The sequence below is a fragment of the Ponticaulis koreensis DSM 19734 genome (genome assembly GCF_000420665.1).
GTDB classification, from domain to species: domain Bacteria; phylum Pseudomonadota; class Alphaproteobacteria; order Caulobacterales; family Hyphomonadaceae; genus Ponticaulis; species Ponticaulis koreensis.
Genome location: NZ_ATVJ01000001.1, coordinates 688,660 through 704,880, shown reverse-complemented (window position 1 = coordinate 704,880; position 16,221 = coordinate 688,660). Strand labels below are relative to the sequence as shown.

The 16,221-nt window shown below is 55.1% G+C and carries 18 protein-coding genes; 12 read left to right on the top strand and 6 right to left on the bottom strand.

Going from position 1 to position 16,221, the window contains the following annotated elements; genetic code table 11:
- Positions 1-68 precede the first annotated feature (68 nt).
- The 3 genes from G523_RS0103785 (at position 69) to G523_RS0103775 (ending at position 2,802) form a co-directional block, all read left to right on the top strand.
- A complete protein-coding gene (locus tag G523_RS0103785; protein ID WP_022693697.1) occupies positions 69-458 on the top strand; it encodes a VOC family protein in 390 nt (129 codons plus the stop codon).
- A 106-nt stretch (positions 459-564) separates the two neighbouring features.
- Positions 565-1,917 (top strand): Na+/H+ antiporter NhaC family protein, encoded by a 1,353-nt coding sequence (locus G523_RS0103780; RefSeq protein ID WP_022693696.1) that lies wholly within the window; start codon positions 565-567, stop codon positions 1,915-1,917.
- Between the two features lie 78 nt (positions 1,918-1,995).
- Positions 1,996-2,802, top strand: a complete 807-nt coding sequence (locus tag G523_RS0103775; protein ID WP_022693695.1) for a DODA-type extradiol aromatic ring-opening family dioxygenase — start codon at positions 1,996-1,998, stop codon at positions 2,800-2,802.
- On the opposite strand, the gene G523_RS20090 is transcribed toward G523_RS0103775, so the two are convergent.
- The 3 genes from G523_RS20090 to G523_RS0103760 all read right to left on the bottom strand — a co-directional run bounded on the left by G523_RS20090 (position 2,799) and on the right by G523_RS0103760 (position 4,376).
- Positions 2,799-3,419, bottom strand: coding sequence for a VanZ family protein (locus tag G523_RS20090; protein ID WP_022693694.1), 621 nt, complete (start codon positions 3,417-3,419; stop codon positions 2,799-2,801). The two genes, G523_RS0103775 and G523_RS20090, sit on opposite strands and share 4 nt — an antisense overlap.
- A 54-nt stretch (positions 3,420-3,473) precedes the next feature.
- Entirely contained in the window at positions 3,474-3,686 is a 213-nt protein-coding gene (locus G523_RS17830; protein ID WP_022693693.1) for a DUF2061 domain-containing protein, read from the bottom strand.
- Positions 3,687-3,770: 84 nt separating this feature from the next.
- Positions 3,771-4,376, bottom strand: a complete 606-nt coding sequence (locus G523_RS0103760) for an alpha-ketoglutarate-dependent dioxygenase AlkB (RefSeq protein ID WP_022693692.1) — start codon at positions 4,374-4,376, stop codon at positions 3,771-3,773.
- A gap of 243 nt (positions 4,377-4,619) precedes the next feature.
- On the opposite strand from G523_RS0103760, the gene dnaK reads away from it, so the two are divergent.
- The 9 genes from dnaK (at position 4,620) to G523_RS17820 (ending at position 14,502) form a co-directional block, all read left to right on the top strand.
- On the top strand, positions 4,620-6,536 hold the full coding sequence (dnaK, locus tag G523_RS0103755) for a molecular chaperone DnaK (protein WP_022693691.1): 1,917 nt from the start codon (positions 4,620-4,622) through the stop codon (positions 6,534-6,536).
- A gap of 33 nt (positions 6,537-6,569) precedes the next feature.
- Entirely contained in the window at positions 6,570-6,917 is a 348-nt protein-coding gene (locus tag G523_RS0103750; protein ID WP_022693690.1) for a hypothetical protein, read from the top strand.
- A gap of 29 nt (positions 6,918-6,946) precedes the next feature.
- The gene (gene dnaJ, locus G523_RS0103745; protein WP_022693689.1) at positions 6,947-8,086 is read left to right on the top strand and encodes a molecular chaperone DnaJ; all 1,140 of its coding nucleotides are present in this window, start codon (positions 6,947-6,949) and stop codon (positions 8,084-8,086) included.
- 136 nt (positions 8,087-8,222) lie between these two features.
- Positions 8,223-9,167: an MBL fold metallo-hydrolase gene (locus G523_RS0103740; protein ID WP_027441427.1), complete on the top strand. Its 945-nt coding sequence runs from the start codon at positions 8,223-8,225 to the stop codon at positions 9,165-9,167.
- Positions 9,168-9,287: 120 nt separating this feature from the next.
- Positions 9,288-9,782 (top strand): tellurite resistance TerB family protein, encoded by a 495-nt coding sequence (locus G523_RS0103735; RefSeq protein WP_022693688.1) that lies wholly within the window; start codon positions 9,288-9,290, stop codon positions 9,780-9,782.
- Between the two features lie 46 nt (positions 9,783-9,828).
- Complete coding sequence (dapB, locus tag G523_RS0103730; protein WP_022693687.1) at positions 9,829-10,647, top strand: 4-hydroxy-tetrahydrodipicolinate reductase; 819 nt, start codon at positions 9,829-9,831, stop codon at positions 10,645-10,647.
- Positions 10,644-12,104 carry an amidase family protein gene (locus tag G523_RS20085; protein WP_022693686.1) on the top strand — a complete coding sequence of 487 codons (1,461 nt, stop codon included), beginning with the start codon at positions 10,644-10,646 and terminating at the stop codon, positions 12,102-12,104. The genes dapB and G523_RS20085 overlap by 4 nt, the downstream gene beginning before the upstream one ends.
- A gap of 24 nt (positions 12,105-12,128) precedes the next feature.
- Entirely contained in the window at positions 12,129-12,905 is a 777-nt protein-coding gene (locus tag G523_RS0103720; RefSeq protein ID WP_022693685.1) for a tyrosine-protein phosphatase, read from the top strand.
- 85 nt (positions 12,906-12,990) lie between these two features.
- On the top strand, positions 12,991-14,502 hold the full coding sequence (locus G523_RS17820) for an MFS transporter (protein ID WP_022693684.1): 1,512 nt from the start codon (positions 12,991-12,993) through the stop codon (positions 14,500-14,502).
- A gap of 3 nt (positions 14,503-14,505) precedes the next feature.
- On the opposite strand, the gene G523_RS0103710 is transcribed toward G523_RS17820, so the two are convergent.
- The 3 genes from G523_RS0103710 to G523_RS0103700 all read right to left on the bottom strand — a co-directional run bounded on the left by G523_RS0103710 (position 14,506) and on the right by G523_RS0103700 (position 16,185).
- The gene (locus G523_RS0103710) at positions 14,506-15,051 is read right to left on the bottom strand and encodes a TadE/TadG family type IV pilus assembly protein (protein WP_022693683.1); all 546 of its coding nucleotides are present in this window, start codon (positions 15,049-15,051) and stop codon (positions 14,506-14,508) included.
- 3 nt (positions 15,052-15,054) lie between these two features.
- Positions 15,055-15,567, bottom strand: coding sequence for a TadE/TadG family type IV pilus assembly protein (locus G523_RS0103705; RefSeq protein WP_022693682.1), 513 nt, complete (start codon positions 15,565-15,567; stop codon positions 15,055-15,057).
- A 150-nt stretch (positions 15,568-15,717) separates the two neighbouring features.
- Positions 15,718-16,185 (bottom strand): pilus assembly protein N-terminal domain-containing protein, encoded by a 468-nt coding sequence (locus G523_RS0103700; protein ID WP_022693681.1) that lies wholly within the window; start codon positions 16,183-16,185, stop codon positions 15,718-15,720.
- Between the last annotated feature and the right edge of the window lie 36 nt (positions 16,186-16,221).

Below are 16,221 nucleotides of genomic sequence, written 5' to 3'. Positions count from 1 at the left end.
CTTTCTGGCTTGATCTCAACTGCGCTTGAGATTCCATAACCTCTCCTTTCGTCATGAAAGGATGAGACATGGACCTCAATCAGGTGACTTTACCGGTCACGGACTTTGAAACCGCCTATCAGTTTTACGGGCAGATCGGCCTCAAGCCGATTGTGTATTCGCAAGGACGCTATGCCCGTTTTGAGCTTCCGTCTGGTAGCTCGACGCTCTCTCTACACGTGGCAGATCACGCCATGCCGCCGGGCGTGGTGATCTATTTCGAATGCGATGATGTGGATGCACGCTATAAAGCTTTGTGCGCCCGGCGCGTCGAATTTCTGAATGCGCCGCGCGATGAAGTCTGGGGCTGGCGAGAAGCGCGGTTTAAAGACCCGTCCGGCAATGAACTTTGTCTGTTTCATGCGGGGCAAAACCGAGGCTTTCCGGCCTGGCGGCTGCAGAGTGCTGGCGACATGTGACCGGTTTCGTCTCACCGCGCTGACCAAATAGTGATTTTTAATCGCAGGTCTGGCTTTCCATCTGTTTCTGTCACAGATTCAGCCGGTATCGAAGCGGGGCAGGCGCATGGACATTCTGACAATCATTCCACCGGTTGCGGCGATTATCGTCGCCGTTGTCTGGCGCAATGTGTATGCGGCGCTGCTGACCGCTTTGTTTCTGTCTGAAACCCTGATTGCGGCATTTAACCCGGGCATGGGGCTTCTGGGTGTTGCAGACCGGAATATGGAGGTCTTCGCCTCCAGCTATAATGCGCACATTCTGGTCTTCTGTCTGCTGATTGGCGCATTGATCGCTTATATGAGGGATTCCGGCGGCGTCTCTGCCATGGCGCATATGCTGATCCGCTCGGGTGTCGCTGGTAGTCGCCGCAAGGCAGAACTCGCTGTCGCCGCGACGGGTACGGTCGTGTTCATTGAGACAAATGTAAGCCTGCTCTCTTCCGGCGTGCTCGGCCGACCGCTCTATGATGCGCATAAGCTCTCGCGTGAGCGGCTTGCTTATATTATCGACTCCACCTCTGCGCCGGTGAGCGTGATTATCCTTCTCAATGGCTGGGGCGCGTATGCGTTGAGCCTTGTCGCCGATTACGGGTTCGACCGCCCGCTTGATGTGGTGCTCGGCTCTATCCCGTGGAATTTCTATGCAATTCTGACCCTGATCGGCGTCTATTTCACCGCGATTTCGGGCAAGGTTTTCGGACCGATGAAAACCGCAGACCAGAAGGTAAGTGCCATTACCGAGGCGGGGCCTGAGCCGACAAAGGCACTCTATATGTGGCTGCCTCTGGTGATAATGGTTGGCGCGGCGCTTGGCTTCATGGCGTGGACCGGCAATGGTAATATCACCGATGGCGATGGCGCGCGTTCTATCCTCTGGGCGATCTGCCTTGCGATCATCGTTGCCGCAGGCCTGCTCTTCTTCAACAAGGTTTATTCCGGCTCAGAGCTTCAGGAGAAAGCCTTTAAGGGCGTCGGCGAAATGGTGCCGATGGTCGCTGTACTCTGGTTCTCGATTGCGCTTGGCGGCTCCCTACGGGAGCTTGGAACAGGCGCCTATATAGCGTCGATTGCAGCTGAATCCATTCCGGCATTCACCGTGCCTGTGGTGATGTTCATCGCCGCGGCGCTCACCAGTTTCATGACGGGCACGAGCTGGGGCACCTATGGCATTCTGGTGCCAATCGCCATGCCGCTGGCCGCCGCGCTTGGCATTCCGCCATCACTGGCGCTCGCCGCCGTACTCGGCGGCGGCGTATTTGGCGATCACTGCTCTCCGATTTCGGATACGTCGTTGATTGCGAGTGTCGCCTCCGGCTCTGAACACCTGTCACACGTGCGAACTCAGTTGCCGTATGCACTGACGACAGCAGGCATAGCGTGTGTGCTCTATCTTGTGGCGGGTCTGGCTGCGGTATAGGTTACCAAAAGGTGTGTACTTGCGTCCTGGTGCGTGAGAGGTCATTTCTGATCTCACGTAACGAAACGGAGATACAACATGACCCGTATGCCAACATATTTTATCCCGCATGGCGGTGGTCCGTGTTTCTTTATGGACCCGTTTCCGGGCACGCCTGTGGACACCTGGGACCGTATGGCAGACTTCCTGAAGAAGCTGCCGGAAGACCTGCCAGAGCCGCCAAAGGCTGTTCTGATCATCTCAGCGCACTGGCTGACAGATGTGCCGACAATGATCACAACCGAAGCGCCAGAGCTCTATTTTGATTATTACGGCTTTCCGCCGCAGACATATGAGCTGACATGGCCTGCGAAGACGTCAGGCTGGCTGGCAGCCCGTACAAAAGAACTCTTAAACGATGCCGGATACCGCGTAGCTGAAGAGACAGAGCGCGGCCTCGACCATGGCGTGTTCGTGCCGTTCAAGCTGATCTATCCGGATGCTGACATGCCGATCCTACAGCTTTCCATGCTGAACACGGATAATGCGGCAGAGCAGATCCGTTACGGTCAGGCGCTGGCAAAGCTTCGTGATGAGGGCGTTCAGATCATCGGCTCAGGCCTCAGTTATCACAATCTGCGTCAGCTCTATCACCAGCCGCTGGTGACAAACCCGGCTTCAGTTGCATTCGATGAGTGGCTGACAGATGCAGCAACCGATACGGACGGTCGTAATGACAAGCTGGCGCAATGGCTGAAAGTGCCAACAGCGCGCGCAGTTCACCCGACTTCTGAACACCTTTTGCCTATGATGATTGCCGCAGGCGCTGCGACGGGCGACCAAGGTGAGCAGATATATTCTGACATCGTGCTCGGCAAAGCCGTGTCCGGTTATCGCTTCGGCTAGCTGGCCGCGTCCTCTTTGTTTTCTCGCTTCAAAAGTGGGGAGACAATGTGATGGAACGCAAACCATCCCATCACAGCGCTGAGTGTGTTCGCCCAAAGGTCTTCGGTTGCGAAGGTGCGATAGGCGCATGGCATGATCCCGAAAACGCCTGTGAGCTGGCTCGTTTCGATCGCAAGTGATGTCCCAAAGCCGATCGCCAGCGCAGTCCATAGTCCATGACGCCAGCCTGCACGCAGGAAAAATGAGCATGGGGCCAGCATGAAAAGGTTGAGCCCGAATTGGACCGCCGTGCCGGAGGTTATGATGGGTATAAGATCAATCTTGCCACGACGTTCGACGTGCCAAATTAGCTCGTGCCAACTGAATAACGGGTCTAAGTTTGGCCTAGCCCGCCAATGCGCTTCACAATACGCTCCAAAATCGTCGGGCATTGGAAAATGGGTGACAAAGATCACCATACATAACGTTACAACCAATCCGGCCCAGGCGAGCCTGCGCAGGTAAGGCTCTGCGCGGTCGCGATGTTGAGGAAGGACGCGCCACGCAACAGCAATTGCGAACATAATCAGTGATGCTGCGATCAAACCTGTGAGAAAAATGTAGAAATAAAGCCTCAAAGACATCCTGCCGTGCGCGTTCGTATGGATATCTGAATGGGATTTGAGGCGCGATCAAGGCGTAGGGATCAGATGATGATTGGAATGCGTTTCACGCCGGTCTTTTGCGCGCGACCAGAGTTTTTCATGCACGGTGTAAGCAAAGGTCTGCACGAAAGGTTCGATCAGGCCGATGGCTAAGGCTGCATGCCAGTTGCGGGTCAATGCAAAGGCAACGGCGATGGCAACGATCAAGTGCATCAGGCCATAAGTAATTGTTTTCAACATTCTGGTTCGTCCATGCATGGTAAAGCAACGAACTGAATGTGGGTTAGTTGAGAATAATTCTCAAAGTGATAATTGCGATACCAGCTATAAAGCTTTTCTTAGTGTGAGATTGATCCGCCCGCCCTGCTTAAGAAGCGACGAGGTGCCGGGGTAAATCCGGTCTATGCCATGATAGGCGAGGCGATCTGACCCTCGAAGGATCATCACATCGCCGGAGCGTAGCTTGAAGGACTGTGTTTTGCCGCCGCGCGTTGTCTGGCCAAGGCGGAAGAGGGCGGTGTCTCCCAGAGAGATAGACAGGACCGGAATTGTCAGGTCCTGTTCGTCTCTGTCCTGATGCAGACCCATTTTGGCGTCCGCCGGATAATAATTGCAGAGGCAAACATCTGGCAGGGGGGCATCGGGTAACAAGCCTGTCCAGATATCAAGAATGCTTTGCGGAATATCCGGCCATGGACTGCCGGTTTCAGGGTGGGTGGGCTGATAGCGATAGCCTTTGGTGTCACTCATCCAGCCTGCAGCGCCGAAATTTGTCATGCGCACAGACATGGATTTTCCCGTACGAGGCATTGTAGGTGTGTAAAGCGGGGCTTCAGGAATCCGGGCACGGATGTCTTCCAGCAGCAGATTCTGATCCTCTGTGCTCACGTGTTGTGAAAAAAATTGTGTTCCGTTTGGCCGGATTTCCATGGATTTTCCGCTGATTTTTATCGCTATTCATAAAGATAGAGCGCTCTACCGAGCCGTCACTCGGAAATTTCACAATTTCGCGAGGTCAAAATGCATTGACGCCTTGAGCCTTTCGAATCTTTTCCCATATCCAGCCAGAAGCCTGAGGAGTTCGCTCTTCACGTATCCGTAGAGTCATCGGGCTTAGGCGCTGCTTGCAGGCCATCCAACAGGCCGGATGACGGCTAACCAGAGGATTGTATAATGGGAAAAATTATTGGTATCGACCTTGGTACGACAAACTCCTGTGTCGCCGTTATGGACGGCAAGGATGCCAAGGTAATCGAAAACGCTGAAGGTGCACGCACAACGCCATCCGTTGTTGCTTTCGCTGAAGGTGGTGAACGTCTGATCGGCATGCCTGCACGGCGCCAGGCCGTCACCAACCCTGAGCAGACCTTCTTTGCGATCAAACGTCTGATCGGTCGTGCATACGGCGATCCGACTGTTGAGAAAGACAAAAAGCTCGTTCCTTACGAGATCACAAAAGGCCCAAGCGGCGACGCATGGGTTAAAGGTCGCGACAAAGACTACTCCCCGCAGGAAGTGTCGTCTTTCATTCTGACAAAGATGAAAGAGACAGCAGAAGCTTATCTCGGTGAGAAAGTTACGCAGGCCGTGATCACGGTTCCTGCTTACTTTAATGACGCTCAGCGTCAGGCGACGAAAGACGCTGGTAAAATTGCCGGTCTTGAAGTTCTGCGCATCATCAACGAGCCGACAGCCGCTGCGCTGGCTTACGGCCTCGACAAAGCGTCTGAAAACAAAACGATTGCAGTTTATGACCTTGGTGGTGGTACATTCGACGTATCCATCCTCGAGATCGGTGACGGCGTGTTTGAAGTTCTGTCTACAAACGGCGACACCTTCCTTGGCGGTGAAGACTTCGACATTCGTATCGTCGACTATCTGGCTGATGAGTTCAAAAAAGAGAACGGCATCGACCTGAAAGCTGACAAAATGGCGCTCCAGCGTCTGAAAGACGAAGCTGAGAAAGCCAAAAAAGAGCTGTCTTCTGCGTCTCAGTATGAAGTGAACCTTCCGTTCATCACGGCTGACGCAACAGGTCCTAAGCACCTCAACATCAAACTCTCCCGCGCGAAGTTTGAGAGCCTGGTTGAAGACCTCGTGAAGCGCACGATCGAGCCATGTAAGAAAGCGCTTGCGGACGCAGGCAAATCTGCTGGCGAAATCGACGATGTGGTTCTCGTTGGCGGTATGACGCGTATGCCTGCGGTTCAGGAAGCGGTGAAGAAATTCTTCGGTCGCGAGCCGCACAAAGGTGTGAACCCGGACGAAGTTGTTGCGCTTGGTGCGGCAATTCAGGCGGGCGTTCTGCAGGGCGATGTGAAAGACGTTGTTCTTCTCGACGTTACACCTCTGTCTCTCGGTATCGAAACACTCGGCGGTGTCTTCACACGTCTGATCGACCGTAACACGACAATCCCGACGAAGAAGTCTCAGGTCTTCTCTACAGCCGACGACAACCAGCCAGCTGTGACGATCCGCGTCTTCCAGGGGGAGCGTGAAATGGCTGCCGACAACAAAATGCTCGGCCAGTTCAACCTTGAAGGTATCCCGCCAGCACCGCGCGGTATGCCACAGATCGAGGTTACGTTCGACATTGACGCCAACGGCATCGTGAACGTGTCTGCGAAGGACAAAGCGACCAACAAAGAGCAGAAGATCACCATTCAGGCGAATGGCGGCCTCTCTGACGACGAGATCAACCAGATGATGAAGGACGCGGAAGCAAACGCTGACGCGGACAAGCAACGTCGTGAACTCGTCGAAGCGAAAAACAACGCTGAAGCGATGGTCCACTCTACCGAGAAGCAGCTCGCTGAGCATGGCGATAAGGTAGACGCGTCTATTAAGAGCGACATCGAAGCCGCTATGGCCGACCTGACGAAAGCTGCTGAGAGCGAAGATCTGGAAGACATCCAGGCTAAAACTCAGGCGCTGATGCAGGCAAGCATGAAGCTCGGTGAAGCGATTTACGCTCAGCAACAGTCTGAGGGTGAAGCGGCAGCGGCTGCAGACGCAGCAAGCGATGCGGCAGATGACGATGTCATCGACGCTGACTTCGAAGATGTCGGCGACGACAAGAAGTCTGCCTAACCTGCCTTAGCTGACGCTAAATAGGAAAACGACATGGCCAGCCTGAAACATATGACCTTCATTGTTCCGGTGCTGGCCTTGTCATTTTTCCAGCCAGCGATGGCTCAGCGATCGCTGGACGCAGATGATGCCGCCCTGTGTTCGGCGGCCCTCGATCTCGCGCGCGGCTGGCCCGGCATGATGATTTCGCAGCACGCGAAATATGTTCAGGCTTCGGACTGGTTTCAGACGCAGGGTATCGCGGCAAATGAGATTTATTTCGAGAATCAACTCGAACTCTACATCGCAGCGCTGACAGAAGCGCGCGACTCCGGCGACACGCAATTTCGTACGGTCGTCGAGGGATGTGAGACTTATTACGATACGAGCCGTACCGACTGATCGGCCTCGTTTCCATCAGGGAATGACCAATGTCTGACCGGAGTTATTATGACATTCTCGGCGTAGCCAAGGATGCCGACGAAAAGCAGATCAAGAGCGCCTATCGCAAGCTGGCCATGAAATATCACCCGGACCGCAATCCGGATGATCCTGAAGCTGAAGCGAAGTTCAAGGAGGCGGGCGAAGCTTATTCCATCTTGTCTGATGGCGATAAGCGCGCAGCCTATGACCGTTATGGTAAAGCTGCCTTTGAACAGGGCGGCGGCGGTGGCAACCCGTTTGGTCAGGGTGTCGATCCGGGCGACATTTTCGGTGATATTTTCTCTGAATTCTTCGGCGGTAGCCGCGGCGGCGGACGTGCTCAGGCGCGTGGGCAGGACCTACGCTACGATCTTGAAATTTTATTGGAAGATGCCTTTAACGGCCGAGATATGGAAATTACGTTGCCGGGCAAGGAAGCGTGTGACCGTTGTGACGGCCAAGGCGCAGAGCCGGGTACACAGCCTGAAACCTGCACGACCTGTCATGGACGTGGCCGCGTCCGTGTGCAGCAAGGCTTTTTCACAATGGAACGTGGCTGCCCGAAATGTGCAGGCCGTGGCACAGTGATTAAAGATCCGTGCCGCCAATGTGCAGGCCAGGGTTATGTTCAGACAGAGCGGACGCTTTCCATCAACATTCCAGCCGGAATTGAAAGCGGTCAGCGTATCCGCCTCTCCGGCGAGGGTGATCCGGGTGGACCGGGCCTCGTGCCGGGCGATCTCTACATCTTTGTAGAAGTGCTTGACCATGAAATCTTCGAACGTGACGGACCGAACCTTTATTGCCGCGCACCGGTGACAATGGTCACTGCGGCGCTTGGCGGCGATATTGAAATCCCGACCGTGGAGGGTGGCCGGACACGCATCACCATCCCGGAAGGCGCCCAGACAGGCCGCCGTATGCGCCTGCGCGGTAAGGGCATGACTTCACTACGTGGTGGCCCGCGCGGTGACCTCTACGTCGAGCTGTTCGTGGAAACACCGCAAAAGCTGACATCGCGTCAGAAAGAACTCATGCGCGAGTTCTGCGATGAATCCGGTGAAGACTGTAACCCTGAGAGCAATGGCTTCCTCGGCAAGGTCAAACGGTTCTGGGACGATCTTACGGACGCTGACGAAGCCCGTTAGAATGTCAGCCAGGAGGGCAGCCGTTTTGCGCTGCCCTTTCGTTTTGCATTCGCGAAAAATTCAAATGAACCCGCTTGGCGTTGAGGCGTTTGTCTGACTAGATTTCTACGTCGTTCAAAGCCTAAGGGGGCATCAGATGAACCTTCTCTCCAAACTATCTGTCAGCGCGCTGGCACTTTCCGTTGTGGCGTGTGCAGGCGAAGAGACGGCGCCAGCTGCGCCGGAAGCCGTTGTTGCAGCTGAACCTGCTGCCGAGCCAGCAGCGGCAGACGCAGAAGCGCCGGAGGTCATGCCAGAGGACGTGCTCGCGTTTGATATTGGCGAGATCAATGCGCTCGCGCTGACAGACGGTCAGTTCACAATGCCGGTCGATCAGTCGCCATTCGGCGCGCAGCCTCTGGAAGATGTGGTTGAAGCGCTCGATGATGCTGGCCTTGAAAGCGATACGCTTAGTCTCTCTCTCCATCCAATGCTGCTTGATGGCACAATCCTGTTTGACACGGGTACTGGTGGTCCGCCAGCTGGCGGTCTGATGACGTCGCTTTCTGAGTCCGGCGTCGATCCAGCTGATATCACAGATATTTTCATCTCTCACTCGCACTTTGACCATGTCGGCGGTCTGATCACCTCAGAGGGGGAGCCAGCCTTCCCGAACGCGACAGTTCGTATGTCTGTCGAAGAGTGGAACTTCATGCAGACGAATGAAGAACAGGCGGCAATTGTTGCGGCGGTGTCTCCGATGGTTGAAACCTTCGAGGCAGGCACAGTAGACATTCTGCCGGGCATTACCTCGCTCGATACGCATGGCCACACACCGGGCCATTCCGGTTTCCGCATTGCGTCCGGTGACGAAACGCTACTCTATGTTGGCGATTCCATGCACCATTTCGTGCTGTCCGTTGGCCACCCGGGGTGGACGATTGCGTTTGATATGAACGAACCGGTTGCGCGTGAAAGCCGTGAGGCGCTGCTCGCAGAGCTGGCCGAGACCGGTGAAACCATTTTCGCCTATCACTTCCCGTTCCCGGGCATTGGCCACATTGAAACGAGCGATGATGGCTTTGTCTTCGTAGAAGACTAAGCCCTGAAGGCTTGAATTTAGGGCTGATGGGACTGCCGATCCGGTCATTTCCATCAGTCCGATTCTCCGGACATTAAGTTTCTCAGCCTAAAATCCTGACCAGACATCAGGAGTGGGACCGTGGCTGATACTGCTATTCAGAACCAAAACACGAGCAAGCTGGCACTTTATCGGGGCCTGATCGCGCTGGCATGGGCTGATCACGAGCTGCATCCGGATGAGAAATCCACACTCCATGAAATCATCGACAATCATCAGGGCCTGAGCGTTGAAGATCGCACTCTGCTCCACAGTGAAGTCGATCAGCCGGTCGAGCTATCGAGCGTCTGGCCGGACATTACCGATCCGCAGGACCGTGCCCGCCTGATTGATATGTCGAATGTTATCTTCCAGCAGGATAACGACTTTTCCGACGCTGAACGTGACCTCATCGAGCGCTTCCAGACCAAACATCTGGCGAGCATTGATATCCGCTCGGTAACGGCTGACCTTGAGAGCTTTTCCGAAGAGCAAGAACGCCTGCGCAAGAAAGAATCTGCTGAAATCAAAGCGTGGGCGAGCCAGTACGGTTTGTTCGGCTCACTGAAGCGTGCCTTCGAGACGAAGCTGTTTTGATCAAACGTCTGATTGACTTGCGCTGAGGCTGGGCTTCTATAGCGCCATGTCTGAAATTGCCCCTGTACATATCGCTGTATCTGGCGCCGCTGGCCGCATGGGCCGCGCGCTTTCTACGCTTACGATTGATGATCCGTCTCTGAAGCTGGTTGGTGCGACCGAAGCGCCTGCATTCCACGATCTTGGTGTGGATATTGGTGAGCTTCTGGGCAAGGGCAAAACCGGCGTTGCGTTGACAACTGACGTGAATGCGGCCGCAGGCGATGCCAGCTGTTTTATCGATTTCACCCGCCCGAAAGCGACACTTGCCGCGATGGAAGCGCTTAAGGGCACTTGTGTCCGTTGTGTCGTCGTTGGCACAACCGGCATGTCGGATGAGGAAATTACCGCCTTACAGGGGTATTCTGATCGCTACGCTATCATCTATTCGGGGAATTATTCGCTTGGCGTGAATATGCTCGCAGCGCTTGTCGAGCGCGCGGCGAAATCTCTCGGTGAAGACTGGGATATTGAAATTCTCGAAACCCATCACCGTCACAAGGTTGATGCGCCGTCCGGAACTGCGCTTCTGCTCGGCGAAGCGGCTGCTGATGGCCGCGATGTTGATCTGAAAGATGTGCGCCTTGCGCCTTATGACGGCATTACTGGCGAGCGTCCTGTAGGGAGGATCGGCTTTTCTGTGCGCCGTTCGGGCGGCGTGATTGGCGAGCATGAAGTAAGCTTCGGCTCTGAAGAAGAAACGCTTACGCTGGCCCACTCTGCGCTGAACCGGAATGTCTTTGCCCGCGGCGCACTGAAAGCTGCTAAATGGGGCGCGGACCAACCGGCAGGCTGGTATTCCATGAAAGATGTTCTCGGCCTGTGAGTGATATCTGCTTCCAGCCGGCATGGCGCCAGATGGAGGCGCTGAACCTCGGTACGATTACGAGCGTCGAGCTCCTTAATCTGCATGTTGATCAGTTCAATCGCGTTAACAAAACCATCAACGCTGTCATCAAGACCGATCTGGAACGCGCGCGTCAGCACGCCAATGCTCTGGACCGGATGCGTGCGGACGGCAAAATTCTGGGCCCTCTGCACGGCCTGCCGATGACGATCAAAGACACGTTTGATGTCGATAACATGCCGGCGACCGCCGGTGCACCCGAATTTGCAAACCGAGCACGCCCTGTTGAAGACGCAAATGTCGTTATGCGGGTCAAAGCGTCTGGCGGCCTGATCTGGGGCAAGACGAACGTGCCGTATCTTGCCGGCGAGTGGCAGTCGTTTAACCGGCTCTTTGGGCAGACGAACAATCCCTACAATCTGGATGTAACACCAGGCGGGTCATCTGGCGGATCTGCTGCCGCGCTGGCTGCTGGTATCACCCCTATCGAGATTGGTTCTGACATTGGCGGATCGTTGCGCATCCCGTCTCACTTTACCGGTGTTTGCGCATTAAAGCCGACATTCGGCCTCGTGTCCCAGCATGGCCATGTGCCGCCTTCGCCTGAATATGCAGGTGAGGTGGACCTCAATGTCGTCGGGCCGATGGCGCGCACGGTACGCGACCTGAAAATTATGCGCTCTGTTATTCAGGCAGGGGCCACTGCCACGCAGAGCGGATTTGCGCTATCGCTTGAAAACAAGCGCCTCGCCGTCTGGGCTGAGCAGGAAGAATGGCCGCTATCGACTGCGGTGCAGGAGGTGATTTCCAGCGCGGTCCGCGAGCTTGAAGCCTCTGAGGCCGAAGTTGTGCGCGTGAAGCCTGACGTGGACCCTAAAGAGCTGATGGATGTTTACCTTGGGCTGCTCATTCCGGTTGTCGCGATGGATATGCCTCAACTTCGTTCGGTGGGCCTGAAGCTGCTTCGCCCGATCCTGAAACGCCTCCAGAAGTATGAGAAATCGCCCTTCACAGATGGCAACTGGGCGGTCAAAGCCACGCTGTCCCATCATGAGTGGATGCAGATTGATGGTCGCCGTGCAGCACTGAAGCGTATCTTGCGCGATTTCTTTAAAACCTATGACGCGCTCATCATGCCGATTTCAGCAACGCCTGCTATTCCGCACAATACCCGGGGCACGGTTCTGGAGCGCTTCATCACTTTTGATGGGAAGTCGCATCCTTATGCGACGCATCTGAACTGGATTTCGCTCGCGTCGGCGCTCCACCTTCCGGCTGTTTCGATTCCGGCAGGTCGCACACCGTCAGGACTGCCTGTCGGCATTCAGATTATTGGCCCGCAAAACTCTGATGCGCGTCTTCTGGACATCGCCGAAGCAATTGAAGGTCTTCTTGGGGGTTACCGAAGGCCCACGACTGATCTAGGTGTCTATTAGAAACGACAGATCAGGGGAGAGATCATGCAGGACCGTGTAAAGCCGCTCGAAGGTGTTCGCAATTTTCGTGACTTTGGCGGGTATGACACCCCGACAGGGCGTGTGCGTTCCGGTCTGCTGTTTCGCTCAGGCCATTATAATGAAGCAACTGATGACGATCTTGCCTTTCTGAACGGGCTGAATGTGGGGTTTCACGTAGATCTCCGACGCCCGGACGAGCGGGACCGCCAGCCAAATAAATGGCCAGCTGAACATGTTATCCAGATTGCATCTGAAGGCGGACGTCAGGAAACACCGGCCCATGTTGCTGCGCTTACGCAGGAGAATGTGACGCCTGATTCCATCGAAACCTATATGACGAACTATTATCGTGAGGCGCCGTTCAAGGATCATCATATCGAGCTCTTCCGACAATGGTTTGACGGGATTGAAAAAGCTGATGGCGCGTCAGTGGTTCATTGCGCAGCCGGTAAGGACCGGACCGGCATTATCTGCGCGCTCACCCACATTCTGTTCGGCGTAAACGAGCGCGACATGTTTGAGGATTATGACCTCACCAATCGCGCCGTCGATATTGAGAAATTTCTGCCTCTGGCCAGCGAGCGCTTCAACAAAATGCTTGGAACCAATCACGAAACGGATGTGTTCCGGCCATTCATGGGGGTGCGCAATGTCTACCTTGAGAATGCGCTGGAAGTGATGAGCGATGCGCATGGCTCGCCGCGCAATTACATGACCGAAGTTCTGGGTGTGAATGAAGAACGGGCAGATACGATCCGCCGCAAATACATAGAGGCCTGATCGGACAGCGATATAGTTCTGGTCATCCCTTACAATTTGTAGTCTCCTTGTCGAAAAGCGGAAAACCGCTACCGAGGGAGAAGACATGACCGAGATGAAAGAGGAGGGCGTCCGCCCTGCAATGGCGGCTGCCGTGGATGGCGATTTGCCAAGTTCGGTCGCGCCGGAAGATCGCGGTGGTGTCTGGGATAAGCCTGCGCTGGGCTGGGTCATCTTCGAGTTTGCCCGCAATCCTTATTATCTTCTCGTCATTATTTACATTTTCGCACCCTATCTTGCGGGTATTGTCGCGGCCGATGCCGTTGCACGCGGTGAATTTGCCGGTCTTGATACCTCGCAGACCGGCGAAGCGGCCAGTGCATATGGTCAGGCCTTTGTGGCAGGCGTTACCAAATGGGCGGGATTTGCCGCGGCGATTACAGCGCCTATTCTTGGCGCAACGCTGGATCGGGGCGGGCGTCGCAAGCCGATCATGATGGTGTTTCTGGGCCTATTGGCGCTCATGTCCTTCAGCCTGTGGTGGACAATGCCAGGTGAGGCCGGTCTGCCATACTGGGCGGTTGGTCTGGCGCTGATCGTGGCTGCCGTCAGCTATACCTATTCAGAGGTCACCCATAACGCGATGCTGAAGGACGCAGCGCGTCCGGAGCTGCTTCCGAATGTGTCTGGCAATGGTCTGGCGCTTGGCAATCTGGGTGGCACGATTGCCATGATGCTTATCGTATTCCTGATCGCTATGCCGGGTGAGTTCGGCTGGCCGTTTTCTGCGCCAATCTTCGGCTTTGATGTGTCTGAACAGCACCAGTTCCGTATTGCAGGCCCGCTGGCAGCAGTCTGGCTTGTCGTCTTTGTCATGCCGTTTTTCCTCTGGTCACCAGATGCTGGCACTAAGGGCGCGAGCTGGTCAAAGGCCGCCAAAGAAGGCCTTGCGGGACTGTTTCAGACGCTGAAACGGGCAAGCCATTACAAAGAGACGATGAAGTTTCTAATTGCCCGCATGATCTATGCAGACGGTATGGCAGCACTTCTGGCGCTTGGCGCCGTTTATGTCGCCGGTGCTCTGCACTGGAATTTTCAGGAGCTGGTCGGTTATGCGATCTGGTTATCCATTTTCGGCACGTTTGGTGGCTTCTTGGGGGGCATGATGGATCGTCTGCTTGGCGTCAAAAAGGCCCTTCTGATCGAGCTCGTCGCGTTGGTGATCATTCTGGTCGGTCTTATTTCCATTACGGAAGAGTCAATCTTCTTTGGCCTGATGGAGTCCCGTCAGATCGTTGACTGGCCAGTATATTCACATCTGCATGACTGGGCATATCTTGGCGTTGCCGGTTTCCTTGCTGTGTTCGCAACAGCCTGTATCTCGTCCTCGCGCTCCATGCTGGTCGCTATGGCGCCGAAGAAGATGATCGGGGAATTTTTCGGACTTTACGCGATTGCGGGAACGATCACCGTCTGGCTCGGCCCGCTTCTGGTGGAAACCTTTACACGCATGTTTAATTCCCAGCGCATTGGCATGGCGACGATCAGCGTGCTTTTCCTGTTTGGTATCGTCGTCATGCTGACCGTGAAATACAAGAAGGGCCAGCAGAACGATTAAGGCCTAGTCGTCGTCCAGTTCGACGACATCCGTACGGCGCGGACGCAGATAGAACGTCTCGTTCAGGTTCTGCGCCGATGGCAGGAAGTAACCGAGTGTCGAGTTATAATTATAGGCCACTTCGGCCATAACGATGCTGTCGCCGTTCTGCAGAAGATTGTTCGGTACATCGACATTCGTTCCTGGCGCATAAGCCGTCATGTTTTGTGCTTCTGACCAGATGACTTCATTCTTGCCATTAATGCGCTGAATGCTGGTCACACGCATTTGTGCTTGTGTGCCGTCATATGGCTGGAAGAGGGCACGTGAGGCGGCGAAGATATCGTTCACCTCTGTGCGTGTGAGAACTGTACCGCGTGCAGTCAGATCGCCAAGCGCACTTGCTGTATGCGTCACCTTGCGATCGACGGCCATCAGGAATGAAACCTCGATGGATCCGAAATAGAGCGTCGCAAAGACAGGCAGGATAAGCGCGAACTCGACAGCGGATACACCATCGCGATTGCGGCAGAAATTACGCAGACGGGAAAGGAAACCGGTCGTTTTCATGGGCTAGTCTCCGAACGGCTCATTGCGGAAGGCGACGCTGGCCTGAAGCAGGCGGCGGTCACCATCCATGTTGGATAAAGGCGCGCCGATGACCGGCGTGATGATCTGCCATTCATAGAAGACGCGGGCGAGCACGATGTCATTGCCCTGACCGGCGTCGAACTGAAGATCATCGTCATTCACGTCGCCATCCTGAAGCGGGTCATTGCCTTGCGCTGCGCCGAAATCATCAAACACGCGCACGTCCACTTTCAGGCGGTCGTCACAATCGAGAATGCCAAACGTGGAGTCGCAGACGAGTGCTTTGAACGAGTCCGCGCTTGCGCCGGATTGTTGAAGTTCACCTGTACGGATGCGGCGCGCGGCTTCGGCTGCGCCATGCTCAAGTGTCGTCATGGCGATGAAGATCATGCAGATTTCAAACAGACCGATGAGAAGCACGAAGAATGGCGCGGCGACGAGCGCGAACTCGACTGCGTTCGCGCCTGAGCGATCACCTGCAAACCGGCGTAGCAATGTGCTATTCGCCAGTCTTTTAGATCCTGTCTTTGAAAGTATCCCGCTTACGCGCAACTGAACGTCCTCCTGGCGTTGAGCGTTCAGCCTAGCAAAACTTGTTTTGCGCCGGGTTTCGTCGATTGATGAAATTTACGGGAAAGCCCGAAATTACTGACTTGAGTCGCGCGCCTGAGAGATGATCGACTGATAGTAATCAGCGTTGTCGCCAATGTTTGGCGCGGCCTGACAATTCGGGGTGCAATCCATGGAGAAATCGCTACCCGCGCGGTTCACGCGAAGGCGTGTCGGGGAGGCATCAACAACATGGATGGTGGTGTCGACAACGACATTACCAAGCGTATCGATGACATGCAGGCTGGTCGAACCATACGCCTTGCCTGTGACAAACAGTGTGTTCTGGTCGTGGACGATCACGTCTGCAATGCGGGATGTGCCGATGGAGATGCCAGCGATATTGTCTGACATGATCAGGGGAATGGATTCTTCAAGCTGAACGATAACCGGCCCGACTTCCTGTCGGGGTGCTTCGATAACCTGCTGAACAGGGCCGCCTTCACCTGCAATTGCCAGAGGCGCTGCAACACCGAGTAAAATCGTCATCAGAATGTGCTTCATAACGCACTGCTCCCATTACACGCGTGCGAGAATAAA

Bases quoted from the DNA above. Each gene is read 5' to 3' on its own strand.
- G523_RS0103710 (WP_022693683.1), bottom strand. From the start codon at position 15,051: ATGAAAACGACCGGTTTCCTTTCCCGTCTGCGTAATTTCTGCCGCAAT.
- G523_RS0103750 (WP_022693690.1), top strand. From the start codon at position 6,570: ATGGCCAGCCTGAAACATATGACCTTCATTGTTCCGGTGCTGGCCTTG.
- dnaJ (WP_022693689.1), top strand. From the start codon at position 6,947: ATGTCTGACCGGAGTTATTATGACATTCTCGGCGTAGCCAAGGATGCC.
- G523_RS17820 (WP_022693684.1), top strand. From the start codon at position 12,991: ATGACCGAGATGAAAGAGGAGGGCGTCCGCCCTGCAATGGCGGCTGCC.
- G523_RS0103775 (WP_022693695.1), top strand. From the start codon at position 1,996: ATGACCCGTATGCCAACATATTTTATCCCGCATGGCGGTGGTCCGTGT.
- G523_RS0103740 (WP_027441427.1), top strand. From the start codon at position 8,223: ATGAACCTTCTCTCCAAACTATCTGTCAGCGCGCTGGCACTTTCCGTT.
- dapB (WP_022693687.1), top strand. From the start codon at position 9,829: ATGTCTGAAATTGCCCCTGTACATATCGCTGTATCTGGCGCCGCTGGC.
- G523_RS0103720 (WP_022693685.1), top strand. From the start codon at position 12,129: ATGCAGGACCGTGTAAAGCCGCTCGAAGGTGTTCGCAATTTTCGTGAC.
- dnaK (WP_022693691.1), top strand. From the start codon at position 4,620: ATGGGAAAAATTATTGGTATCGACCTTGGTACGACAAACTCCTGTGTC.
- G523_RS17830 (WP_022693693.1), bottom strand. From the start codon at position 3,686: ATGTTGAAAACAATTACTTATGGCCTGATGCACTTGATCGTTGCCATC.
- G523_RS0103785 (WP_022693697.1), top strand. From the start codon at position 69: ATGGACCTCAATCAGGTGACTTTACCGGTCACGGACTTTGAAACCGCC.
- G523_RS0103700 (WP_022693681.1), bottom strand. From the start codon at position 16,185: ATGAAGCACATTCTGATGACGATTTTACTCGGTGTTGCAGCGCCTCTG.
- G523_RS0103780 (WP_022693696.1), top strand. From the start codon at position 565: ATGGACATTCTGACAATCATTCCACCGGTTGCGGCGATTATCGTCGCC.
- G523_RS0103760 (WP_022693692.1), bottom strand. From the start codon at position 4,376: ATGGAAATCCGGCCAAACGGAACACAATTTTTTTCACAACACGTGAGC.